Origin of the sequence: Sporosarcina sp. NPDC096371 (genome assembly GCF_044762865.1) — a bacterium.
Lineage (GTDB): Bacteria > Bacillota > Bacilli > Bacillales_A > Planococcaceae > Sporosarcina.
Genome location: NZ_JBIWFE010000003.1, coordinates 172,017 through 194,769, shown reverse-complemented (window position 1 = coordinate 194,769; position 22,753 = coordinate 172,017). Strand labels below are relative to the sequence as shown.

The 22,753-nt window shown below is 39.8% G+C and carries 23 protein-coding genes and 1 other RNA gene; 4 read left to right on the top strand and 20 right to left on the bottom strand.

Going from position 1 to position 22,753, the window contains the following annotated elements; translation table 11 throughout:
* Positions 1-97: 97 nt before the first annotated feature.
* The 14 genes from ACIQ0H_RS09640 to ACIQ0H_RS09575 all read right to left on the bottom strand — a co-directional run bounded on the left by ACIQ0H_RS09640 (position 98) and on the right by ACIQ0H_RS09575 (position 11,515).
* Positions 98-448, bottom strand: coding sequence for a cupin domain-containing protein (locus tag ACIQ0H_RS09640; protein WP_403413753.1), 351 nt, complete (start codon positions 446-448; stop codon positions 98-100).
* A 75-nt stretch (positions 449-523) separates the two neighbouring features.
* Entirely contained in the window at positions 524-1,174 is a 651-nt protein-coding gene (locus ACIQ0H_RS09635) for an SIMPL domain-containing protein (RefSeq protein ID WP_403413751.1), read from the bottom strand.
* An 80-nt stretch (positions 1,175-1,254) separates the two neighbouring features.
* Positions 1,255-2,070, bottom strand: a complete 816-nt coding sequence (locus ACIQ0H_RS09630; protein WP_403414485.1) for a DUF2785 domain-containing protein — start codon at positions 2,068-2,070, stop codon at positions 1,255-1,257.
* Between the two features lie 52 nt (positions 2,071-2,122).
* Positions 2,123-2,566, bottom strand: a complete 444-nt coding sequence (locus ACIQ0H_RS09625) for an ASCH domain-containing protein (protein WP_403413749.1) — start codon at positions 2,564-2,566, stop codon at positions 2,123-2,125.
* Positions 2,567-2,611: 45 nt separating this feature from the next.
* On the bottom strand, positions 2,612-3,742 hold the full coding sequence (gene dnaN, locus ACIQ0H_RS09620; protein ID WP_403413747.1) for a DNA polymerase III subunit beta: 1,131 nt from the start codon (positions 3,740-3,742) through the stop codon (positions 2,612-2,614).
* A gap of 10 nt (positions 3,743-3,752) precedes the next feature.
* Positions 3,753-4,334, bottom strand: coding sequence for a nucleotidyltransferase family protein (locus ACIQ0H_RS09615; protein ID WP_403414482.1), 582 nt, complete (start codon positions 4,332-4,334; stop codon positions 3,753-3,755).
* Positions 4,318-4,623, bottom strand: a complete 306-nt coding sequence (locus tag ACIQ0H_RS09610) for a DUF2087 domain-containing protein (protein ID WP_403413745.1) — start codon at positions 4,621-4,623, stop codon at positions 4,318-4,320. Before ACIQ0H_RS09610 ends, ACIQ0H_RS09615 begins: the two co-directional genes overlap by 17 nt.
* Positions 4,623-5,150: a GNAT family N-acetyltransferase gene (locus ACIQ0H_RS09605; protein WP_403413743.1), complete on the bottom strand. Its 528-nt coding sequence runs from the start codon at positions 5,148-5,150 to the stop codon at positions 4,623-4,625. Before ACIQ0H_RS09605 ends, ACIQ0H_RS09610 begins: the two co-directional genes overlap by 1 nt.
* On the bottom strand, positions 5,143-5,703 hold the full coding sequence (locus ACIQ0H_RS09600; protein WP_403413741.1) for a ribonuclease FAU-1 family protein: 561 nt from the start codon (positions 5,701-5,703) through the stop codon (positions 5,143-5,145). Before ACIQ0H_RS09600 ends, ACIQ0H_RS09605 begins: the two co-directional genes overlap by 8 nt.
* 22 nt (positions 5,704-5,725) lie before the next feature.
* Positions 5,726-6,268 (bottom strand): NUDIX hydrolase, encoded by a 543-nt coding sequence (locus ACIQ0H_RS09595; RefSeq protein WP_403413739.1) that lies wholly within the window; start codon positions 6,266-6,268, stop codon positions 5,726-5,728.
* A 27-nt stretch (positions 6,269-6,295) separates the two neighbouring features.
* On the bottom strand, positions 6,296-6,745 hold the full coding sequence (locus ACIQ0H_RS09590) for a GNAT family N-acetyltransferase (protein ID WP_403413737.1): 450 nt from the start codon (positions 6,743-6,745) through the stop codon (positions 6,296-6,298).
* Positions 6,746-7,187: 442 nt separating this feature from the next.
* A complete protein-coding gene (locus tag ACIQ0H_RS09585) occupies positions 7,188-7,712 on the bottom strand; it encodes a DUF2179 domain-containing protein (RefSeq protein ID WP_403413735.1) in 525 nt (174 codons plus the stop codon).
* A gap of 163 nt (positions 7,713-7,875) precedes the next feature.
* Positions 7,876-9,924, bottom strand: a complete 2,049-nt coding sequence (locus ACIQ0H_RS09580; RefSeq protein ID WP_403413733.1) for a CocE/NonD family hydrolase — start codon at positions 9,922-9,924, stop codon at positions 7,876-7,878.
* A 49-nt stretch (positions 9,925-9,973) separates the two neighbouring features.
* Complete coding sequence (locus ACIQ0H_RS09575) at positions 9,974-11,515, bottom strand: BCCT family transporter (protein ID WP_403413731.1); 1,542 nt, start codon at positions 11,513-11,515, stop codon at positions 9,974-9,976.
* Positions 11,516-11,728: 213 nt separating this feature from the next.
* On the opposite strand from ACIQ0H_RS09575, the gene ACIQ0H_RS09570 reads away from it, so the two are divergent.
* Entirely contained in the window at positions 11,729-12,409 is a 681-nt protein-coding gene (locus tag ACIQ0H_RS09570; protein WP_403413729.1) for a TetR/AcrR family transcriptional regulator, read from the top strand.
* A gap of 75 nt (positions 12,410-12,484) precedes the next feature.
* On the opposite strand, the gene ACIQ0H_RS09565 is transcribed toward ACIQ0H_RS09570, so the two are convergent.
* Both ACIQ0H_RS09565 and ACIQ0H_RS09560 read right to left on the bottom strand, forming a co-directional pair.
* Positions 12,485-13,357 (bottom strand): YitT family protein, encoded by an 873-nt coding sequence (locus ACIQ0H_RS09565; RefSeq protein ID WP_403413727.1) that lies wholly within the window; start codon positions 13,355-13,357, stop codon positions 12,485-12,487.
* Positions 13,358-13,437: 80 nt separating this feature from the next.
* On the bottom strand, positions 13,438-13,917 hold the full coding sequence (locus tag ACIQ0H_RS09560) for a metal-dependent hydrolase (RefSeq protein WP_403413725.1): 480 nt from the start codon (positions 13,915-13,917) through the stop codon (positions 13,438-13,440).
* A 225-nt stretch (positions 13,918-14,142) separates the two neighbouring features.
* Here ACIQ0H_RS09560 and ACIQ0H_RS09555 point away from each other — a divergent pair, with 225 nt between their 5' ends.
* Both ACIQ0H_RS09555 and ssrS read left to right on the top strand, forming a co-directional pair.
* On the top strand, positions 14,143-14,412 hold the full coding sequence (locus ACIQ0H_RS09555) for an AbrB/MazE/SpoVT family DNA-binding domain-containing protein (protein WP_403413723.1): 270 nt from the start codon (positions 14,143-14,145) through the stop codon (positions 14,410-14,412).
* A 109-nt stretch (positions 14,413-14,521) separates the two neighbouring features.
* A non-coding RNA gene (gene ssrS, locus ACIQ0H_RS09550) (6S RNA) lies at positions 14,522-14,713 on the top strand.
* A gap of 152 nt (positions 14,714-14,865) precedes the next feature.
* Here ssrS and ACIQ0H_RS09545 read toward each other — a convergent pair.
* On the bottom strand, positions 14,866-15,024 hold the full coding sequence (locus ACIQ0H_RS09545; protein ID WP_403413721.1) for a hypothetical protein: 159 nt from the start codon (positions 15,022-15,024) through the stop codon (positions 14,866-14,868).
* Positions 15,025-15,308: 284 nt separating this feature from the next.
* Here ACIQ0H_RS09545 and ACIQ0H_RS09540 point away from each other — a divergent pair, with 284 nt between their 5' ends.
* On the top strand, positions 15,309-16,142 hold the full coding sequence (locus ACIQ0H_RS09540; RefSeq protein ID WP_403413719.1) for a helix-turn-helix transcriptional regulator: 834 nt from the start codon (positions 15,309-15,311) through the stop codon (positions 16,140-16,142).
* Between the two features lie 269 nt (positions 16,143-16,411).
* Here ACIQ0H_RS09540 and ACIQ0H_RS09535 read toward each other — a convergent pair whose 3' ends face one another.
* The 3 genes from ACIQ0H_RS09535 to ACIQ0H_RS09525 are packed head-to-tail and all read right to left on the bottom strand — an operon-like array spanning position 16,412 to position 22,722.
* Positions 16,412-19,210, bottom strand: coding sequence for an FIMAH domain-containing protein (locus ACIQ0H_RS09535; RefSeq protein ID WP_403413717.1), 2,799 nt, complete (start codon positions 19,208-19,210; stop codon positions 16,412-16,414).
* A 1-nt stretch (position 19,211) separates the two neighbouring features.
* Positions 19,212-21,641: a discoidin domain-containing protein gene (locus tag ACIQ0H_RS09530; protein ID WP_403413715.1), complete on the bottom strand. Its 2,430-nt coding sequence runs from the start codon at positions 21,639-21,641 to the stop codon at positions 19,212-19,214.
* A 22-nt stretch (positions 21,642-21,663) separates the two neighbouring features.
* Positions 21,664-22,722, bottom strand: a complete 1,059-nt coding sequence (locus tag ACIQ0H_RS09525) for a hypothetical protein (protein WP_403413713.1) — start codon at positions 22,720-22,722, stop codon at positions 21,664-21,666.
* Positions 22,723-22,753 lie beyond the last annotated feature (31 nt).

Genomic DNA, 22,753 nt, shown 5'->3' with positions numbered 1-22,753 from the left:
TTATTTCGATTGTCCATACTCACCAATAGAATTAAAAAACTCCTCTTTCGATGTTAAGAATAACGAAGGCAGTGTTTTTCTGCGCTATAGCACAACTTCATCTTTCCACAAACGAATGTATGTCCAAACCTTGCGATTCTACGACAATTGCTTTCATCCCTTTGGTAGTCGTCGTTTCATGGCCTTCGCCGATTTCCCATACTACTGCATCCCCTGTTGTGACTCTCACTTTATCTTCATTGCCGGTTCGAACCCAGCCTTCTCCATCAATAATTAAAAGGATTTGCGGCACAGCAGCATCATGGTAACCAATGATGCCGCCCTCTTCTAAATGTACGATTCCTACATGTGACGGTTCCTTAGTCATCAATAGCTTTCTCATAATAAAATTCGAATCATAGTTCGTGATGTTCCTTCCGGATATTTCATCCATCCTGAATATTTTCATTCTGCTATCTCCCTGGAAATTCAGAATCCAAATCATATGTTGCCGTTTGAGTTAAACACCAAGTATTTTCCTTTTTCAATACTGAAATTGTACGGTCACTGTAGCGCTAATCGTGATTTGTCCTTGTTCAATCGGTGTAGAAGCGCTCATTTCTTTCGCTGCATACATTCGCGGTGCGACAGGTCCTCCCTTTTGCTCCTCAACAATTTTAATAGGAGTAGGGTCAAGCTGTAGTTGCATTGTTTCAGCTATCGTTTGCGCTTTTGCCAATGCGTTCTTTAATGCCAAACTCAATGCTTGTTGATATTCAACTTGTTCGTTTGCAACTGTGAATTGAATATTGGATACTCGGTTTGCACCATTTTGAACAGCTACATCGATAATATTCCCGGCTTGATTGAAATTTGTGGTCTCAACGGTAATCGCGTTGATGACCTCATATCCTCTAAATAGTTGTTTCCCCTCCACGTAATCATATTGCGGATTAATGTTGTAAGAAACGGTTTGTATGTTCTCCCTAGGAATCCCCAATGTTAAGAGCGATTCAATCACTTGATTCATCACATAAGCATTTTCCTGTTGCGCCTGACTCAGTTGTGTATTCTCCGTACGTACTTCCAACTGGATTTGAACAGTATCCGGTACAACGGATAGACTTCCTATTCCTGTGACCGTCATGATACGCCGAGTCTGATTCATAACTTGATGTACATAAGGATAATACATAGGTCTCCGCCTTTCCTGACATGCATGTAGTGTAGTTAAATACTATGCACAATAACAGGAAAAGAGTATTGCGCTAACACCTAACGAAGATACATCCACTTTTCCAGAACTGCAAAAATGGCCTTGTTACTCTCAGCACCGACTTCTTTTGAGTTCAACATGACATAAACTGACTTTAAGAAATTCTTCACGGTTCGTTGAGTATGATAGGCACCTATAGACCAATTGGCTCGCTCTAGTTGGCTGTCAACACTCACATTTACTTCTTCAATCCACGTTTGAATATCCTTCTCAGCATTTTGATGTTTCAGTAATGAAGCAATGATGATTGCCAACCTTTCCTCCTCTTCATCCAAATAATCGACTTGCTGATACAAGCAATGTTGAATGGCTTGGAGAATTCGACTGATGTCCTCTTGTTTAAGCTTAGGATGTTTGGCCACGGCATCCAACGCATCAGCACCATGTGCAATCGCATGCGCCCAACCTTTACCTTCGATAAAGCCTCGTGCATCTTTTTCTTCCATCATATAGTGAATGACATTATGTACCGTTTGTTTCACAAGTTCTGATTCCACAACATTTTTCTCTAGGTCATATTCGATTATCGCTGCAATGACAAGTGCAGAAAAGGATCGTGTAAAAACGGAATCCGTTCCAGACTCGCCAAGCCCGTAAAATAGGTAGTCCTCTTGTATGACTACATTAAGTAACGACTGGATTTCTTCTGCGTTTAATTGATTCGAAAAAATCATCTTTGCGAAGCTTCCATATATGAATGTATCGCGTAATTCACTATCTGGACTTCCAATTTTCTTCAACATCTCTAGCCTAACTTCCAGAGTTAACTCCGAAATTCTATCATCAAGATAACTTTCTAACGTAGTTGTCAACATCACTAGTCCCACTCCTATTTAGCTGTGCTATATACCAGCACTTTTTCTATTTTTACTTTTTCTTTACGTCAATCAACTCAAATCGTTCGCAAACAAGAAGCATGTCCTCTGAAAACGTAAGTCTATGATGCTGTAATTCATTTGTGAAAAATGTTACGTGAGCTGATTTCCATGCCTCATAAGGCCCTTCTCCTTCAGCAATCGCAAATTCCTCCGACACTTTATTCATCGGTACAAGCGATACTTCAACGGTTTTAATAATGGCAACTGGCTGTTCTTCGCTATTTAAAATAATGCTATAATCATTTATCCTGGGCAATGGCTCATTTTCTAACTCATAAAATACATGCCCTGAACACGTCGCAGTCTTTATTCCATCCATTACAAGTTGTGCGAGCTCGTCAGGTGAACCACCAAACATCCATGCAGTAACAGAAGTTGGTTTCTCCTCCGCCTTCCAGAATTCATGCCAATAGGTTTGTGCTGCGTTATTCATTGTTAATGACCGCCTATTCCTCTTAAACTTTTTATAAATCTTGTTTTAATAAGTCCGCAATGGCGAAATAAGGTGCAAACAAGCCCCGCTGTATTGCGGCTTAATCACAATTGGTTTCATCATGCCATCAAAACTTATGATTACATTCTCTTCTTGTATCCCTTTCAGTGCATCTAGCATAAAGCGACCATCAAATGACATGTTAATGTCGTTCTGCCCATCGATTTGTATGATTCTTTGATATTCTTCAATCATCCCAACTTCTGTCGCGTTTGATGCTATTTTAATCCTTGCATCATCTACAATTTCTAAATGGACGTTGTTATTTTTCCATTCCGTCGAAAAAACACAAGCTCGGTCAATCCCCTCCATTAGTCCTTTCGTGTTAATCGTTATTGTCGATTTTGATTCCGTAGGAACTAGAGATTGGACATTTGGATAAGTACCTTCTACTAACCTCGAATAAAGCGAACTGTTAGCCGTCTTAAATACGATGAAGTTACTCGTATAATAGATATCGACGTTTGAAGAATCTGACTCCTTCAGATGCATCAACTCGGACAAACTTGAACTTGGAACAACGAATGATTCCTCCATTACGGATTCAATATGTACTTCTCTACGCGCTAATCTATGTGAGTCAGTCGCGGTGCAAATCAGTTTGTTTTTTTCAAACTCCATTTTCACACCCGTTAGTGCTGGTCTAGACTCATTTTTTGAAACTGCGAATACAGTTTGCTTAATCGCCTCTGTTAATTTGCCAAACGGGACTTTTACGTTATTTTGATGATCCATCTCTGGAAGTTTTGGATATTCAGTCGCATCAAATCCATTGAGCCTGGTTTCAATATTCCCAGATTGAATCGTAATTGAAGTATTAGATTCCACTTTCATATGTATATCACCAGGTAACTTCTTCAGCAATTCATGTACATATTTTGATAAAACAACTATACTTCCTAATCCGTTAATGTCCACAACTTTTTCTCCATTAATGAATAGAGGAATTATTTTTTCTATAAAAACATCCGAGTTGCTCCCCGTTAACGTTAAACCACTTTCAGTAGCCTCTATTTTTATGCCGGCAAGTATCGGCATGACACTTCTAGTTGAAATCACTTTATTGATATCAGACATCGCACTTGTCAATAAAGCACAACTTACTTTAAACTCCATACGAACACTCCTATATGATTGGGTCTACATTCATCACTTCAACGCGATTCCATTTGGACCCCCAATTCTTTTCCCTAACCCTTTTTTCATACATCACCATGCTATCTTTTGATGCATAGAAAAAAGGAGTCGGCCTCACTATCAAATTGACAGCATCTTGTATACCATGAGGCGCCGTCAAGATGACGTTGTTTTCTTCATCCATTTTCACACCTAACGCCGTTGCCGTTTCTGGAAATTTTGCGATTGCATCAACAGACGAAATATAGGGTGGTAACTTATTTGCCATATGCATTCTCGCCTGATTTTTAACAGACCAAGGGACAGTTGGAAGTAGCTTTTTCAGTACTTCCTCATGACTTTTTTCCACACTCTCTTCAAGATTTGTTGGATCATAATAAATCACGTCAATATCCTGCATGGCAGTCCTGTCATCAAAACCATGCAGTATGTCCCAAATTTTCGAACGAACAAAACCAGCACAAATCCACCAATCAAGTAGATTCAACGATTTGGCGCCTGTTAATAGTGCCATCATCCATTCATCTTCTTGAATAAGGAGAATTACGTCTTTCTCATTTTGAATGGACATCATTAATCCAGTACTCCCTACCATCGTCACTACGATTCATAAAACGGTAATCAATCAAAAACCGTCTAATCGTTGCAAAGTCCCCATGAACGGTCTTCAACAATTCGTTAATCTCTTTTTCCAAATAGACTTTTCCTGTATCAAAACGCTTGATGATTTCTTGTGCAACAATGTATTTTCTTTTTTCCTTACTGGGAAACACCTCAAGCGTGCCATTTACACCCTGCTTGAAATAATTTCCCAACACCTTTTCTCTTTCTTTATCCGTAATTACAAAACGTTCTTCCATCATTCTCTCCCTTTCAAATCGGCAAGTACATCCCATCCAAATGCAACTTCACTCAACTTCTTGCCATCGATCTCGATTTCTGCGGTGTCGATTTTCTGTCCTCCAAGTGCTTCATAAAAACGGCACGCTGGATTTTCTTCGAGTGCCCAAATGAGCATCGAGTTTAGTTTCTTCTCTTTTAAATCCTCTACGACTGATTGGAAAAGCTGTTGTCCGAGTCCTTTTCCTTGCTGTCCCTCTAGTAAATAAATTGCATAGAGCTCACCAACAAAGGCTTCATAGTTACCGGTACGCTCTTTTCCACCTGAAGCGAATCCCACAATTTGACCGTTCTCGTCTTCTGCTATGTATACATTATTCTGATTTATTCCACTCATCCAGATCTGCTCGCGATTTTCATAAGACAGATTTTCTAAGAACGTATCTGGCACAATTCCTTTGTATGTCGTCCTCCAGCTGTCGACATGAACTTTCGCAATGCCAGCCACATCCTGTAACTCCGCCTTTCGAATTAACAATTCAGCCACTCCCTTCTTTATCGTTAAGCTTCTGTTCTAACAGGTCGTAATGAGGCATCGTCAATTCCCTTAATTTCAAACCACCCTCTGCCAAATCGACAGTAAGCCTGTTAAATTCTTTCCAAGCCAATTCATATTCACTAGTAGAAATCTTCTCGTTCTTCAAGGCAACTTCCAACTCATCTCTATCTTTTTCAATGATTTCTCCTGTTGGCAATATAATGAGATCCAAATACAAATCATCCATCCACGGGCCATTTTTCGTGCAATACCCGTTCTCTTTACAGATATCGATATACCATTGAACAATGTTTCCAGATGAATCTAACACAGTCGTGATGGAATAAAACTGCCCTTCGGGAAAATGCTGCATCCAATAGTAGCCGTTATCAGCAATGCAAACTGTCCTACTTTCATAGCTCATAAAAAGGGGTTTCCTTACTTCTTTCATATAAAGTAGACTTACATATCCTTTGAATGTTTCCGATTCGATAAAAAGTTCCGTATATGCCGTTTTCACACGCTTCCAATCATACCTGCTGCCATATTTCCTTTTGAGCATCTATTTCCTCCTTTCATCTGGCCTAAGTTTGTAATATATCCTTCGCCATATAATAAGCACTTACGGAAAACAATTGAGTAATTTTCTGATTGCGGATCATCTCATCGATTTCATCGAAAGGGAACAGCTTCACTTCAATTTCTTCGGTTTCATCTAATTCCTGTTCGCATTCTTTGAATGCATCCAACATCAAAAAGGTAACAACCTTATTCGTTTGAGTAGCTGGGTTTACCATGAACTCACCCATTTTTATCGGTGTCGCCTCTGAAATATAACCGGTTTCTTCACAGACTTCCCTGCGTATCCCCTCCTCATAGGACTCGCCCTCTTCAAGTTTCCCTGCTGGAATCTCCAAAAAAGTTCCTTGACCCGCATGACGGTACTGTTCCACGAAAACAACTTGATAATCTTTCGTTATTACAACTGCATTTACCCAATCGGCATACTCTTGGACATAATAATCATCAATGATGATTCCGTTTGGCAACTGACATGTATCTTGTCTTAAGTTGCCAAACGGAGTTTTATAATGATACGCTGACTTAATCGTTTTCCATTTCCCCAATAAAATCCCTCTATTTCTTCACATACATTAGCCCAATTGCAGTATATGCGTCGTTTCCGAAGCAGAATTATCTAATTCAAAACCATTTGATCGATAAAAAGCATCCGCCTTCGAAGATTCTGTCCTCACCGTCATTTCATTGAATGTACCGCGTGAATGATCGATAATCTCTTTCAGCAACAGTGATCCAACACCTTGTCGCCTCGCATCGTCTAGCACGTAAAACCTTTGCAACCGGGCAACTTGTGTATCATCAGAGAAAGGCGACTGATTGACGCCGCCAATTGCAACAACATCACCGGTTTCATTTTGAACAGCAAATAGCGCTTCTCCTGGTTTGTTAAACCGATTGGTGCCATCTTGAAAATCATTAACTAAACGCGTCAAAAAACGATAGCCTTCCGTTTCACTTTCCTTTACCAAATGAGATATCGGTATTGCCTGTAAATCCTCAACCCGTTCCACTGTAAATGTCATTGCTTTTCCTCCTATCAATCAAATGATTTCAATATACAGTCTACTTCTACAAACGCACCGATAAAACCTTTATAGGAAACTTAATTAAACACACCTTGGCGTAATTGAGTCCAAAGTTTGAATTGTGCTTGTGGGCGACAGGACCTCGCGCTTTAGTGGTAAAATAATATGTAAATTACATGTATTCTGAAAGAAATTACTTCTCATGAGACGGAAAAGTTTTTCCATAAATATATTTTTTTGTATCTATTATTTTATTTGTAGCAGCTAGTAGGGATCTTGTGAATAAAGAAAAGATAGCGCAGTTAGAATACCGCACTACCTTCTTTAACTTAAATGAAGTGGTGAATTTCTGCCGAATCAAGTGAAGGAATCCTCATTCACGGGAAAAACGCCAAGAATCGAATAGGATCCCAAGCATTTCCTTGTTTATTGAAAACGATTAGTTTTTTCTAACACCGAGGTTCTTGAGCAAAAAGCCTCCGTTAAATTGACTTGCTTCATAGGAGATAATAAATGCTTTTGGAGCATATGAGAGTACAAACTTCCTTAACTTATGCTCACAATTCCGCTTTGCTAATACTTTCATCACAAGTCGCTTGCCATCCTTACCGTCCGCTACCCATGACGTTACCCCATAGCCCTGTTCACGAATTTTCTGCGGCAACTCGAACTCTAGTGAATCTACAACCACATCAAAAACGATATAACCAAGTGCCAAATATGCCTCAATCTTACTTCCGATATAAACACCCATTCCCCAGCCAATACAATACGCCGCGATATTGATTGGCTTATCCAAATTATCGAGGACAATTGTCAATCCCATTAGGTAGACAAACACTTCACCCATAGACAAGATGGATGCCACAAACCGGTATCCTTTAATAACAAGAATAACCCTTAATGTAAATAAAGAAACATAAACGATATTAATTGTGATAATGGTAATTAGTATAGTTGACATAGGATCCCCCAAAAAAATTAATATCGAACGTAATTTGATAATCATGATAAAATAGCCACGACCACTAGATAATACTTCGCAATTATTTCAGTCATTAAAAACTCCTTGTGACACACAGGATTTCATTGTAGGAAACCCCGTATGTACAAGGAGAATAACTATATTAGCCAAAGTCCCTTGGCACTTCTGTTGTCCATGTTTTATTGAATACTTCCGTTTCACCTTCATAGGCAACCAGGTGATTCGTCATATAGAATAGCTCCTCATCCGCCGTCATGCTACTGCTACAGGCAAGACTCGTTTGCCATTCCCCACGCCCCACTGTTAGCGTCCAATCGCATTGCACTTTGGCCGACAATGGATCCCCCTCAGCAATTGTGTAGATATTGCGATTCGTGCTGCCATACTCAATCCCATTCTGAACGATTCTCCGTGCTCCTTCATCGGAATAATCATCGAGCGTCCAAACATTCGAAATGATGTCATGCCGAATTTCTCTTGTTCGATTGGCTTCACGTAAGATATCCCGGTCGATCACGGCCGCTGTTTCAGGGTGACTAAAAGGTTTTAATTCATTATCAAGAGCTTTCCCCGACCTCATTGGTAATCGTAAAGACGTCTTGTCATTTGTAAAGACCGTCAATGTGACAGGCTCTGGTGAAGGCCATGCATGTGGCCAATAAGTCGGCGATATTGCTAACTGCCAACGATGGCCAGCAGGTAATCGATGTCCAATGTCATTCATCTTGACTGACACCGTGTATCTTTTTCCAGGCTCTAGATGTTCGGGATATTCGTGGCTATCACGGTGTGTTAAATTCAGCATCCCCCACGTCACCCGTGTGGAAGAACCATCTGGTGCTACGTCATTCAAGCGAACCGCCAGTAGAGCATTCGGTTGGTTGGATGCCAATTCCACTATAAACTCTGGGGACCCTAGGATTTCCATCGCTTCCTCAAGTGGCTCGGACACGAATACGACGGAAAGGCCATTTTCAATCCGCTGATCCGCAGGAAGATCGCCTCGTTGACCAAATGGGCAAAATACCCCAGCATATAGACCATGTTCTTGTACACTTGAAACAATAATTTCTTCTTCCGTCGCAAGTTTCTCACTAAGACGCTGGGTGCTAAGGTAATAAGATGCTTGTTCGTTATCCTGACGTGGCCATTCATTTTCAGCGACCCAATGCCCTGGTCGCATCGTATAATCTGTCTTTGGCGGCACACTATCTTGTACCCAAGCACGTAACATCGGTTCTTCCATAATTCCTGTATCTATGTCTTTTAACCAGTGATCCCACCAGCGCAAACATTCTTGTAAAAAGCCAATTTGCGGACCAGGAACAGCGACTTCAGGGTATTCATGCGCCCAAGGGCCAATCAGTCCTTTACGCGGACCTTTTAATCCCTCGAGCAGGCGTGGAATAGCATTGGTATAGCCATCTGCCCATCCACCCACCGCATAGACGGGAATATCAATCGCATCATAATTTTCACAAACAGAACCGTGTTTCCAATATTCGTCGCGTCGTTGGTGTCTCATCCACTCCTCAACAAATGGCGGTGTTTTTTCTATTCGGTCTAACCAACCTTGCCTCCAAGCATCCCCGACAACCGCTGGATCTGCGGGACGGGCATTATAAGCAAGCATTGTAGAAGCCCACCAAAGCATATCCGATGCAAGAAGAACTCCACCTTTATAGTGAACATCATCCGCATAACGATCATCCGTAGAACAAAGCGTAATAATCGTTTTAAGTGCGGGATGACGGCGTGCGGCAACCTGTAAACCATTAAATCCGCCCCACGACTTCCCAATCATACCTACTCCACCTGTAAACCATGGCTGCTCCGAGATCCACGTTAGCACTTCAAGCGCATCATCCTGCTCTTGTGGTAAATATTCATCATAGAGAATGCCGTCTGAATCTCCACAACCACGCATGTCCACCCGAATACTCGCGTAGCCATGACCGGCAAAATATGGATGACGAATGGAATCACGCAATGCTGTAAAATCATTTTTACGATAAGGAATGTATTCTAAAATTGCCGGTACTGGATTCTGTTCTGCATCTTCTGGCAACCATATTCGTGCGGCCAAACGCGTACCATCAGCCATTGGAATCCAGACATGTTCAATTTCTCGGACCTTCCTAGGAAAGTCAGTCTTGATAGATCGATTTGATTCACGAACGTTGAAAACCATGAAATTACCTCCGTTTTTTTTCAATAGAATGACAATTTATTGCATACCGTTATTTTTTGTTAGCCTTCTTCACTACTGGTTCATCTAGCAATGACGTTGGATAGTCTTTCTTTAACCATCTGATTAAGGAGATAGCCAGTAGCAAGTAAATAATGATAATCGGAACAGAGACGATGACAGCCGAAGTCTGAATTACGCGTAGCCCTCCAACTAACAACAAAGCAATCGCGATAACAGCTAAAATTGCCCCCCATGTCATGCGGTGCCATCTTGCTGGCTCCTGTCGATCTTTTAACTCTTTTGTTGCAATCGCAGAAAGAATATACGTTGCCGAATCCAAAGATGTCGCAAGGAAGATAAATCCTAACACCACAAAGAACGGCAATACAATTTTACTTAATGGCAATGTCTTTAAAATTTCAACAATGGCTGCGGGTCCTCCGTCAGCTTCGAGAATATCCGTTACCGGCAATAGATTCGACAACTGCAGATTTAATGTATATCCACCAAATACGGCGAAATAAATCCAGCCGCCAATTGACCCCCATAATAAGACATGCGTAATGAGCTCGCGGATCGTCCGCCCTTTAGAAATTCGTGCAACAAACAGTCCCATAAATGGAGCTGTTGCAGCGAACCAAGCCCAATAGAAAACCGTCCATGCTTGTGGGAATCCACTTTTGTTAATCGGATCTGTATAAAAACTCATAAACGCGAAGTTCTGTAGCATTAAGCCGAAACTGTTTGAGAAATTTGTCAGGATAAATAATGTAGGTCCTACAAGAAAAACAAACGCAGCTAAAGCCAAAGCTAGATAAACGTTGATGTCACTTAATTTACTAATCCCTTTATAGAGACCAAGATAGGCACTCGAACAATAGATGACTGTAATAACAGAAATAATAGCGATATTAAGCCCAAGTGATTGGTCCACTCCTATAATTTCCCCCACTACAGCTGACATCATAGGTACCCCTAGCCCTAATGATGTACCCAAACCACCTACCAGGCTCCAAATAACGAGAATATCGATGGTCTTTCCAATCCATCCATCTGCATATTTACCAAGAGCGCCCCCTAATGCCACACTCATTTTTAAAGAGGGACGTTTTTTCACAAAGAACGAGTACGCAATGACCACAGTCGGAAGCGCATACAAAGCCCATGCAGATATTCCCCAGTGGAATAAACCGTATGCTACTGCCCATTCTGCCGCCTCCGCGCTTTTAGGTTCAATCCCAAAAGGAGGCCCTAAATAGTAGTACATTGGTTCCATCATGGACCAAAACATAATACTCGTTCCCATTCCAGCGGTAAATAACATCGCTCCCCACGTAAATGTGGAGAACTCCGGTTTACCTTCGCCTAATTTTATCTTTCCGTAACGGCTAAAGACTAACCATAAAAGAAATATAAATGCACCAAAAGTCAGCATTTGAAATGCCCAATCTAACTGATATGTGATGGATGTCATTACATTATCCAAATAGGGTTCTGCTGTTTCCCGATTCAATACCAGCATCACCATTGCACAGACAATGACTACTAACGATGTCCAAAAAACGAACGGATCGATTTTTACTTTCCCCATTACTGCCACCCCTTTACTTCCATTTATTCCTTGTTAAAGGAATTTGAAGATTAGTTAAATATGATAGGATTAGATTATAATCATGATTATAATTTTCCGTACGGTTATGATATCATATAAGAATACCTAAAACAATAAATATTCTAATAGTTCTTATTTGGAAATTTATATCATGAAAGAATGGTATTATTACTACATACGAGGTGAAAAACTATGAACAACAAGAAGATTCAAATGAGTCGAATGTGGAAGTACTTTGTAGATGCTACCGCGGAAATCATTGATGAGGAAGGAATCGAAAGTGTCACGATAAGAAAGATCGCAGACAAAGCAGGATATAACAGTGCGACAATTTACAATTATTTCTCGGAAATTTCCCATCTTATCTTTTTCGCTTCCATGAAGTTCTTAAAACCTTATACTGTTGACGTCACGACTTATATGGAAAAAGGAAATGACCCTATTGAAAAATATTTACTGGCTTGGGATTGTTTTTGTAAACATTCATTTGAAAAACCACAAATCTTCCATGCAGTTTTCATCATGGATCTAGGTGAGTTTCCCGAGAAACTCATTCAAGATTATTACAAAATCTATCCATCCGATCTAATAGCTATCCCAGGGGATTTAAAAAGTTTTATTTTTGAAAGAAATATAAATAAAAGAGGGCGATCTCTTTTAGATAACGCATTAAATGAAGGCTATATCAAAGAAGAAAATATTGACGCCATTAATGAACTGACGATTCTTGTCTGGCAAGGTATGTTGACAAATATCTTAAATAATCGATGCGCTTATAGTATGGAAGAAGCGAAGAAAATTACCATGAACTACATTTCTGAAATCGTAAATAACGCCAATCTATTTGACATGCCCCTAAAAAAAGTGGAATGATTAAGGTCAATAAAAAGCTGTATCCCTTTCGCTTGCCTCAAGGGATACAGCTTTTTAATTTATTCAATTTTACACTTATGGTTTTTCATCTCCATCAATCTGCGCTTGTGAAAAACCACGCCCCAGAATTTCAGAAGCGTTCAAAAAGACAACAAATGATGTCGGTTCATAGGTTTGAAGCAGTTTTTTTATGTAAACAGCCTCAGATTGTTCAACAACACATAAAATCATGGTTTTCTCTTGATTGGAGTAACCACCAATTGATTTGATTTTCGTTAAGCCACGGTTGATTTCATTTTTGATAATGGCTTGTACTTGTTCTTCTTTGTCGGTAATAATCAGTACTAATTTTGTTGGTGATGTTTGCAATTGGACGAAATCGATGACTTTACTTGTGACGTAAATGGCAATCATTGCGTAAAGTGCAAGCTCAAAGTTAAACACAAACGCTGATGTGAGCACAACTAGTCCATCGACAAGTAGCTGCGAAAATCCGCTCGAAAGGCCCGTGAATTTTTTCACCAATTGAGCGATCAAAGCCGTCCCACCTGTCGAACCATTCCCGCGATACACAATCCCCAATCCGACACCGAGCAGAATGCCCCCATAAATCGCACTTAACAAAGGATTCTCAACGTAAAGCTTTATGTCTGACGTCAGCCAGATGACAAATGGCACAAAAAATGTCCCGACAAGTGTTTTTAAACTAAACTCTTTGCCGACAAGGACCACACCAAGTATTAATAAAGGGATATTAATAAGCCACTGTACGTAAGCTGGATTAAATAGAAAAAGCTCGTACAGAATCGTACTGATACCAGAGACACCACCAGCTGCCAGTCGTGCAGGCAAGAAGAAAATATTGAAGGCCAAACCGACTAGTGCCGCCCCAACGATAATTTGAAGATAGTCAAATACAATTGTTTTTTTTAATTGTTGTATCACCATTTTGTATATACCCCACTTTCAACCATTCCATTCTAAGAACAAAATCGCAATGTCCTCATCTTCTTTAAGATTAGCCGCTTTTATAGATAATCAACCAGAGCTTCATAGCCAAAATAGAAAGACATAAGCGTTAAAATACTGAACACTACCTTTTCTACTGTGCCCCCCGTTTTCGTCGTCACTGGAAAACGGACTGTCATGCGCAGCGGAAATAGTAGTTTGATACCATTTTTTGTCGCCATATCCAATACATAGTGGCTAACCATTCCAACTAAAAATCCAGCCTTCACTGCCTCATTGGGTATGAATGCATTCAATAACATTGCGATAAGCACCAAAAATAACAGACTGTGTGTAAATGTACGATGACCAAATACCCCATTGATGAACTTCGATAAAAGGGGTAATTTCCTACCGACTGTACTACCCGAATGGCAAATATCCGGAAGCAGTGCGCCAATCACTCCTGCCCCCAGCATAAGAATCGGATCGTGATTTGTAAATTGTGCATAAGCAAGACTTGCTGCGATGCCGCCTACGATGTGTGTATTTCCTGTCATGCTTTGTTCTCCTTATCTCTCTTCAAAATCATTCCTTCACCAGTATAAGCCTTGTTGCAGTGCCTGGCACGTAGATTTTGTCATAAACAGCAAATCCCTACCTTCAAACAACGGATTTCAGAATAGTTCCACATAATTAAGTATTTAGACCTATATTTGTATATGTTACTTATTCAGTATATTATAGAGAAGTAGTGTAAAAAATATAATATAAAGGAGGATATTATGAGAAGCTTAGGTATTGTAAGAAAAGTGGACCAACTTGGTCGCATTGTCATCCCAAAAGAATTAAGGGGCACACTCCACTTGGACACGGGTTCTCCCATGGAAATTTTCGTAGATGACGACAAAATCATTTTGAGAAAGTATTCCGTTAATGAAGCTTGCATCGTAACAGGAGAAATTACACCCGATAATAAGGTCTACTCGAATGGTATGTATTTAAGCCCACGGGGTGCAAAGATTGTGTTAGAAGAATTGGCGCAGCATAACTAAGACAATTCTCAAGTGGTGAATTGTTCGCTCGACAATTATTATTTGTAAAAAGTGGTCATTTCCCAACTATTTCATTTGAATTTACACTGCAATTGATGTACACTATTTTTAGAAGCTGCGTTGTTCGTATCAACATTAAGTTTTAACCTTTAAGCTGTAAAAGGGAGTTTTATCTAGAAATAGGAATGGCACGCCTCATTCTTTTGATAATGAGGACAAACAGGAATATTTCTGCGAACACCCACTTTGAGGAGTGGTGGTTTAAAACTTTCTAAGACCGTACGGCAAAGGCGGCTATGCTTTTAAACCCTTGTGTATCAAGGGTTTACAGACTAACATCATCCTGCAAAGGGTGATGTTTTTTTGTTAAGGAAATGCCATTGATATAAAACTGCTGTAAAAATTCCTTATAATCGATCAAGACCACCCCACATATAGAATTAAAAAAAATGGCTACTCCACAATGGAATAGCCTTCTTTCTCTATTGGATTACCATCCCCAATTAGAATGTCTGCGGTTACACTCTCTACAGCGACATCTAAAATCATCTTCGCGGCGGCGATCAAAGCGATCCCGATTATCGCGGTTAGACCTAACTTCTCTACACTCACAAATCAATTCCACTCGATCTCTGCGTCTTCTATCTTCAAAACACATGTCCTTTCCCCCCTCCAAACTCTTAATAAGTCGGCCGACCTTCTATATAGTATATGGACGAGCAAAGGTAAGGATTGGACGACTTGTTTACTAACGTGAATCTTTATTTTCAAATTACACAAATCCCTACGATAACATGAATCCTGCATATTAATTAACTTTTAGAAATCTTGCTTTTTTTTAGCTTTTTCGATAAAATTTTCATAACAACATTTTCCAAAGGAGGTTCCCGTGACACATGTCGCATGTCATCTATAAAATAAAAGACTTTGAAAAACAGAAAATGCCCCTTAAACTTGTCTATATTTCACGCTCTGAATATGGAAGGGACTGGCATAGCACGCCACATTCTCATCATTTCACTGAATTTTTTTATATTGTGAAAGGCAAAGGATTCTTTGTTTTGCAAGATCGGGAGGTTCCCGTAAAGGAAAATGATTTAGTGATTATCAATCCTTTTGTCGATCATACTGAAAAATCTAGCCCACAAGACTCCCTGCAATACATTGCAGTAGGGATAGAAGGACTATCGTTTTCAATGCCCGAACATGAAGATGCGAAAAAGGATATCTATATCTATCAAGGGAATCGCGAGGATAATATATTTTATCTGAACAAATTATTAAGAGAGGCTCAAAATAATGAAAGTCAATCCGAGTCTATTTGCCAAAACATTATAGAAATTCTTATTATTAAGATTCAGCGAGAAAAAAATTTCAATGTAGAAAAAAACGATTCTAAGCGAATGAATAAAGACGTAGCTTTCATCCGTCAATACATTAAGCATAATTATCGCAACAAGATTACACTGGACAAATTGGCCGAAACCAGACATATTAATAAATACTACTTGGCGCATTCCTTTAAGAAAGACATGGGTATCTCCCCCATTGAGTATCTAAACAAAATCCGGATTAAAGAATCTAAACTACTGTTAGAAACGACTGATTTCAAGATTGCGGATATTGCTGAAATGACCGGTTTCTCTTCCCAATCATTTTTTTCCCAATCGTTTAAACATATTACCAATCAAACCCCTTCCAAATATAGAAAGGACGCGAAAAAATTTTGAGAATCAATTACGCCTTGGCGTAATTGATTCTCAAAATTTTGAAGGAAGTTAATTTGATTCAGCAGAATGTTAGTCCCCCCTAAATTAAATCGCAAACCGGCATTCATCCCGCTGGTTATTGAAATGGAGGACTTCTGCTAATGCAAGTAAAAAAGGAGGGGCCCAAGTCGTTTTCTCGACTTTAGGCCCCCCTCGCTCGCTTAAGCGCGTTAATCTATTTGTTTTTCAATCACTGTGTAGCCGCACGTTAAACGGAATTTCTGCCATCCTCAGCTTTCACTCCATTTAAGAATCAATGCTTCAGCACTATTTTTTAGAGCGGTATATGCCTCTAAGTTGATTGCTTCATTTTTCAGCTGCTGCTCCAACAGGAGAACGAACGCCTCCATATGCTTCACAACTTTTCCACCTTCCCCTTTCTCTTCATAAAGGGCAACCGCTGTTAAGTGAAGCTTCAACTGGCGGGCTGTACGCTCGTCAGCAATTCCACCATCTTGTTCAAATGACTCGACAAGTGTCTTAATACTTTCTGCACTCACTTCCTCTTCACCTGGATCAGTCGAATCTGGATCCTGGTATTCAATGAGTGGTGTAATATAAACAGATGGAATGGATGGTGTTCCTTCATTCACGATTTCAATTCTCACATAGTCTCCCTGCGACACTTGTATAGACTGTGGAGCAATTATTAACGATGTACCATCATTTGGTAATGTAACTGGCTCTTGTAACTGTTCACCGTTCAATGTGAACAGTAATTTCACATCACCATTTTGATTTGGCCTTGACGCAGATGCTTGACGGAGATATGGTTCATTGTCTTTAAACGTCAATGAAATCTCTCCTGTTTTCGGTGCTCTAAAGGCCATTGAATGTCCTTGTTCACCACTTCCTTTTGTCAACGAATCAACGAGGAGACCATGCGTATTTTCTGTAATTGCATCACCGATTGCCCCCTGAAGTCCGACCGCAGCCCAGCTGCTTCCTTCCCAGGTAGGATACTGCGCACTAAAATTCGCCATGTTCATATATTCTTGATTGACTTTCTTTTGTGCATACCATACATTGCCTTGCTGTCCTTTTGTAAAATCAAGAGCATACTGGTAGGTATTTTTTTCTTTCAATGTATAGCTATTTTCCTCTCCATTTTCCGCAACAACCTTCAAGAACATACCATTAGAAACTGTACCCGTATTCACTTCATTCTCACCGTTGAAAATCTTTACCTTCGCTGTGTCATATACCGCAACGTTATGTTTAACCTCTTCTACAGTTGTTGGATTATTTTCTAGCATTGGCATAAAGATCGACTTGCTGTTCTCGTCAATGATGTATGCCGCAGCAAGAATTTGATTGTGACCATTTTCCATTTCTATATTTGATTGATAAGCACCAATATCTGGAGCACCAATCAACTCATTACCGAAGAAATCCTGCCCACCATTGTTTTCAATGTATTTACCTTTTCCAATGGCTGGAGAAGTCGCCTGTAATTGATAGCCATTAAACGCATCACGATTATGCGTCACGTTCCCTACTTTCGGGTTCATATTTGTCATGATCCCGATAGGACCCGTACCCGGATCAACAAACTGCGGATCCTCCGTTACGGCATATGGATCATTCGGGATATTCTCATAGTTGTAGTACAGATTATGACTATACGTCATATTTGAACCCTTGATCCAATCTTCACTTTTCAAGGCACCTGCATTGTAAATAATATTATTTTCTATCAGCGCTGTGCCGCCCGTCATTCCAGTACGAATAAATGGCACGCCTTCTTTAATATAGAAGACATTATTGTAGAAATGTGCCTTTGGATGGCTTGGTAAATTCAAAACACCGCTTAAATCATTTTGACTTATATTGTAGCGGAAGATACTGTTAATCGCTTCCGGTAAACAAATCATAATCGCACCACCGGCATTGTTATGACTATAATTATATTGATAAATCGTCCCATCCCCAGAGTCAGCATCCCATGCTTGACCATCTTGGTTATAATGAGTATCAAATACTTCATTGTATTGGAAAACGGCATTTTTTGATTTCCAAGGCCAAATACCCGCCGCTACCTTCCCAAACCCGGTTTGATATACTTCGTCATTTATTTCTTTTGCAGCACCATCTGCAACATTATATTCGATAAGCGGTCTATCGAGATACATGGCAGTGATTGCATCGCCGCCAGCGTCTTTAATATAGTTATTGCGAATGATGACATTGCTTGAACCATATTTTGCAATCGTCTCATCAGGAATAGCCGCTTTTCCAGAAAAAGGACCAAAATAGGCGGTGTAACCAACTGCAATTCCCCAGCGACTTACATTATTGACTGTATTATTTTCGATGACGATATCGTTATATCTTGAAATACCCGTCTTAGCTTCATTTAAAGGCTTGAATACAGTAAAATAAATCCCACCGTTATTCATATGTTTATCGTACACATTGCCACGGATATTATGGATATTCAACCCATTCAAATAGATATGATCGATTGTCCCTTTATTTTGCGCAACAGCTGCAACGCCCGTACGATTCATCTTATTAAGATCGCTATATTTTTCTCCGACCATCATCGGATCATTCGAAATCTCTAAATTGTTAATTTCGATGTACTCCACATCATAAAGTAAAATGGAGGAGGAAACATAGCCTTGCCTCTTATGGCTTGGATTATCTAATTGTGTCCCGTAATTTTGATACCAAATCCCTTGTCCATTCGTTTGAATGGCTGGGTCATCTCCTTCTCCGTAGCGATCGATAATAATTGGAGCCTCTTCTGATCCACTACCTTGAAGATGAAGATAGCCATCAATGAAGACCGATCCCGCTTCAAGCAATACCCGATCCCCTGGCTGCAATTCGATGTCATTTATTTTCTGCAAGCTATAAAAAGCCTGATTTTTTGCTGTACCACTATGACTATCTCGCCCATTTAGTGTGCTGACATAATAGGTTGTACCGCCTTCCGCTGCCGCCACTTGTCCTCCTAATATAGGTGCATAAGAGGAAAAAACTAAAATGGCCGTTAAAAACAGGAAAAATATTCGTTTCATCATTCTATTCTTCCCCCCCAGGTTGTATTTCATAGCCAACTCTAATTTCAGCAGCAGAACCGAATAGTTTCCCTGACTCTACTGATGTGCTTTCTTCCGCATGTAACTTAATGTATCGTGCAGAAATCTCGTCAAAATAAGCGTATTTCGTTTCATTATTGGACTGCCAACTATTCTCACCTAAAAGGGCCACTTTTTCCCATTCATCCTCAGCGTTGTCCTTCACATAAATGGAAAACTTCGTAAAGATTCCATTCACTCCACCTGTTTGACGAGGCACATATTTCAACATTGAAATGGGTTTTACTTCTTGTAAATCTACACTAATCCAAACATCCTCTTGCTTGGCTCCAGCCCATGCTGTATGCCACATGGATCTATTATCATCATCAATCGCTTTAGCTGCTTCTTCACCAGCTTGATGACTTCCCGCACTTGCAATCATGCCCTTAGGATCATATTCATGATAGACTTTTGCTGTTTCAAGTACATAATTAGACTTCACGCCATTGCCAAAGGTAACCGCTACTACATCACCATTTCCGATAACATCTCCAGCATTCAATACCTTGTCGTTGCGCTTCACTTCAAGCACTGTGCTAGCTGTCTTTTTAATATTAGCAATAAGTGAATCTACCGTTGTACCCGTAGGAATATTGACAATTTTATCAGCTAAAACAGTATAGACATCTGAATTAATCGTTTGCACATCTTCTTCTACTCCATCAAATTCATGGACTCCGATATCAGGAAGAAGACCGATTGGTTGTTTAAAGAAGTCTGTTGTTGCATTATTGCGGATGTAAGCACCTTTATTGATGGCAGGTGAATCCTTTGTTAATTTATACGCAGCAAATTGTTCAATTGGATGCGCGACACCAGTAGTAGAGTCAGGTGCCTTCCCAGCGTTTTCGAATAGCGGATCTGCAACAATCGCAAACTGGTCATTCGCTGGAATTGACTCATATCCGTAATACAAATTATTTGTAAATGTTTTATTATTCCCTGGATTCCATTCATCATTTGGATTATTCGAGCTTGCATTATAGAAAATATTATTCGCAACATAAGCCACGCCACCACGTTTTTGCGGTTCCGGATGGTGTACTCGTGTGCTACGATCTCCATCTACATAAAACACATTATTATAAACCTTTGCCAACGGATTTCCTTGGAATGTCAGGAAAGCTTTTAAATCATTTTGGCTAATATTATATCTGAAAGTGCCATTCACTGAATCAGTTAAACAGACGAGCAATGCACCGCCACCGTTATTATGACTATAGTTATATTGGTAGATTGTGCCGTCTGAATAGTCAATATCCCAGGCTTGTCCATCTCCGTTTCCTTCGCCTACAGTATCAAATACCTCATTATATTCGAACAAGGCATTTTTCGTTTTCCAAGACCAAATTCCTGCACTAAATGACATCCAGTAACCAGGGTAGCCATCATCTAAATCAGCACCTGACTTATCCGAAACATTGTTTCGAATAACTGGACGATCCGCATACATAATAACAATTGCATCGTTTCCTGCCTCTTGAATGTAATTGCCGTCTATTAAAATCTCAGTGTGACCATACTTACTGGCAGTTTCATCGCTAATTTCAGCTTTAATAAATTGGTTATGCTGATACGTGTACCCTACAGCAATACCTGAACGATGCACATTTTGAATGCGATTATTTGTAATCCGAATATCATGATATCTCGCAATACCTGTTTCCGCTTCGTTTTCCGGCTTAGAAACATTAAATTGAATCCCACCATTATTCATATGCTTATCTTCTAAATTCCCATCAATATCATGGATATAGAGATTGTCTAAATAAATATGCTCCATTGTACCGCTATTTTGCGCAATTCCCGCGACACCCGTACGACTCATGCGCTGTTTAAGCTGTTCACTTTTTGACTGCATATAATCCCAATCATCGGATTGATTTGTAATTTCTAGTTGACTGATTTCGATAAAGCTTGAGTCATATAGTAAAATCGTAGATGACACATAGCCTTCTTTCTTATGTCCTGCATTATCGAGTCCCTGAACATAATCCTGATACCAAACCCCTTGACCATTCCCATTAATGACCGGCTTATTTCCCTCGCCATAACTTGTGATGATAATTGGATTTTCAGCTGTTCCATGGACATTTCTTAAATGGATAAAGTCATTGAAAACCGAACCAGACTCGAGCAGAACCCGATCACCCGGCTGCAGTTCAACTTCCTTTAGTTTCTCTAATGTTTCCCAAGACTTTGCTGCCGTCTTGCCATCACTGTTGTTATTTCCGTTTTGACTACTAATATAATAATCTCTACCAGCCATTTGTTCTGCTTGTACAGTGCTTGCAAATAATAATGACTGCATCGGTAATTGTAAAACAGCTAATAACGCCATCATACAAAAGATTCGCCTAAAGCTTTTCATAGCCATAACCTCCACTTCCCCCTTATCTTAAGTGCTTTTTCGTAAATGAATACAGTTTTTCTCGGTCGTCACTTACTGAAAGTTCCTCTGCCCTTTTCGCAACAATTTCCTCATATTTTTGTTCCCGCAATACTTTTAAAATATTATCCTTCACCTCTTCATACGCTAGGTAGTCGTGATGAACGCGATCAATCGAACGGATTAAATACAAGCTATCATTTTGATCAATGACATGTGTCATTTCTCCACTTTCCAACTCCATCGCTAGTTCTAAAACATCACCGATTTCTCTTCCCCTTGATGAAAATTCCTCTGATGTGATAGTCAAATGCTGATAATAAGGTTTTAAGTTTTCATAGGTGTCAACGAGGTCCCCAATTGTCGTCACATCTGACATCTCTTTGGAAAGGCTCTGCAAGTCGTCTCTTAATGCCTTTATTTCACTCTCATCTACATCTAAAATTCCATAGTACGCTCTGATGAATTCAATCTCCATGTCATCATTTTTCACATACAGCTTTTCTTTATTTTCTTCGTAATACTGTTTTCCCACTTCGTCGGAAATGTCCATTCCTTCATTATCCAACTCATTGGTATACAGCTTTTCTAGCGTATTCATTTCATATTCTTTGTATAGATCCAGCGTAAACTGTGCTAACCCATAGACAGGTTCGCCATTGCTAATTTTTGTTTCTCTTGTTTTATTTTCCAACTCATATCTTTCGAGTAAGTCACTATAGCCCATCGTCTCTAAATGGCCCTTGTCCTTGGCAATTTCATACACCGCTTGTGTGGCTGTCAAAGCGTCCACTGTCTGATCCGCAACCATCTGATAGGGGGATTCCCCTTCGAAGTCCTTTAACCAAAAGTCTTTTGTAACCTCTGCACCATATTTATTGTGAAAGTATTGTGTAACTGAATATTTTTCATTGCTCATTGCTTGAAGAAACTCCTCTTGTAGGATTTCTTCTTGCCCAATGACCAGCCCAAGCTTATCGCTTCTATTCATCCCAAGCATGATTGAAACAGCTCCAATAAATACTACAACTACACTAGCAACTGCTATTCTTCGCTTGTTCATACATCTATCTCCTCACATCGTCCCTAGTGAT

Coding starts and splice junctions, on each gene's coding strand:
- ACIQ0H_RS09640 (WP_403413753.1), bottom strand. CDS start 448: ATGAAAATATTCAGGATGGATGAAATATCCGGAAGGAACATCACGAAC.
- ACIQ0H_RS09635 (WP_403413751.1), bottom strand. CDS start 1,174: ATGTATTATCCTTATGTACATCAAGTTATGAATCAGACTCGGCGTATC.
- ACIQ0H_RS09630 (WP_403414485.1), bottom strand. CDS start 2,070: ATGTTGACAACTACGTTAGAAAGTTATCTTGATGATAGAATTTCGGAG.
- ACIQ0H_RS09625 (WP_403413749.1), bottom strand. CDS start 2,566: ATGAATAACGCAGCACAAACCTATTGGCATGAATTCTGGAAGGCGGAG.
- dnaN (WP_403413747.1), bottom strand. CDS start 3,742: ATGGAGTTTAAAGTAAGTTGTGCTTTATTGACAAGTGCGATGTCTGAT.
- ACIQ0H_RS09615 (WP_403414482.1), bottom strand. CDS start 4,334: ATGTCCATTCAAAATGAGAAAGACGTAATTCTCCTTATTCAAGAAGAT.
- ACIQ0H_RS09610 (WP_403413745.1), bottom strand. CDS start 4,623: ATGGAAGAACGTTTTGTAATTACGGATAAAGAAAGAGAAAAGGTGTTG.
- ACIQ0H_RS09600 (WP_403413741.1), bottom strand. CDS start 5,703: ATGCTCAAAAGGAAATATGGCAGCAGGTATGATTGGAAGCGTGTGAAA.
- ACIQ0H_RS09590 (WP_403413737.1), bottom strand. CDS start 6,745: ATGACATTTACAGTGGAACGGGTTGAGGATTTACAGGCAATACCGATA.
- ACIQ0H_RS09585 (WP_403413735.1), bottom strand. CDS start 7,712: ATGTCAACTATACTAATTACCATTATCACAATTAATATCGTTTATGTT.
- ACIQ0H_RS09580 (WP_403413733.1), bottom strand. CDS start 9,924: ATGGTTTTCAACGTTCGTGAATCAAATCGATCTATCAAGACTGACTTT.
- ACIQ0H_RS09575 (WP_403413731.1), bottom strand. CDS start 11,515: ATGGGGAAAGTAAAAATCGATCCGTTCGTTTTTTGGACATCGTTAGTA.
- ACIQ0H_RS09570 (WP_403413729.1), top strand. CDS start 11,729: ATGAACAACAAGAAGATTCAAATGAGTCGAATGTGGAAGTACTTTGTA.
- ACIQ0H_RS09565 (WP_403413727.1), bottom strand. CDS start 13,357: ATGGTGATACAACAATTAAAAAAAACAATTGTATTTGACTATCTTCAA.
- ACIQ0H_RS09560 (WP_403413725.1), bottom strand. CDS start 13,917: ATGACAGGAAATACACACATCGTAGGCGGCATCGCAGCAAGTCTTGCT.
- ACIQ0H_RS09555 (WP_403413723.1), top strand. CDS start 14,143: ATGAGAAGCTTAGGTATTGTAAGAAAAGTGGACCAACTTGGTCGCATT.
- ACIQ0H_RS09540 (WP_403413719.1), top strand. CDS start 15,309: ATGTCGCATGTCATCTATAAAATAAAAGACTTTGAAAAACAGAAAATG.
- ACIQ0H_RS09535 (WP_403413717.1), bottom strand. CDS start 19,210: ATGATGAAACGAATATTTTTCCTGTTTTTAACGGCCATTTTAGTTTTT.
- ACIQ0H_RS09530 (WP_403413715.1), bottom strand. CDS start 21,641: ATGAAAAGCTTTAGGCGAATCTTTTGTATGATGGCGTTATTAGCTGTT.
- ACIQ0H_RS09525 (WP_403413713.1), bottom strand. CDS start 22,722: ATGAACAAGCGAAGAATAGCAGTTGCTAGTGTAGTTGTAGTATTTATT.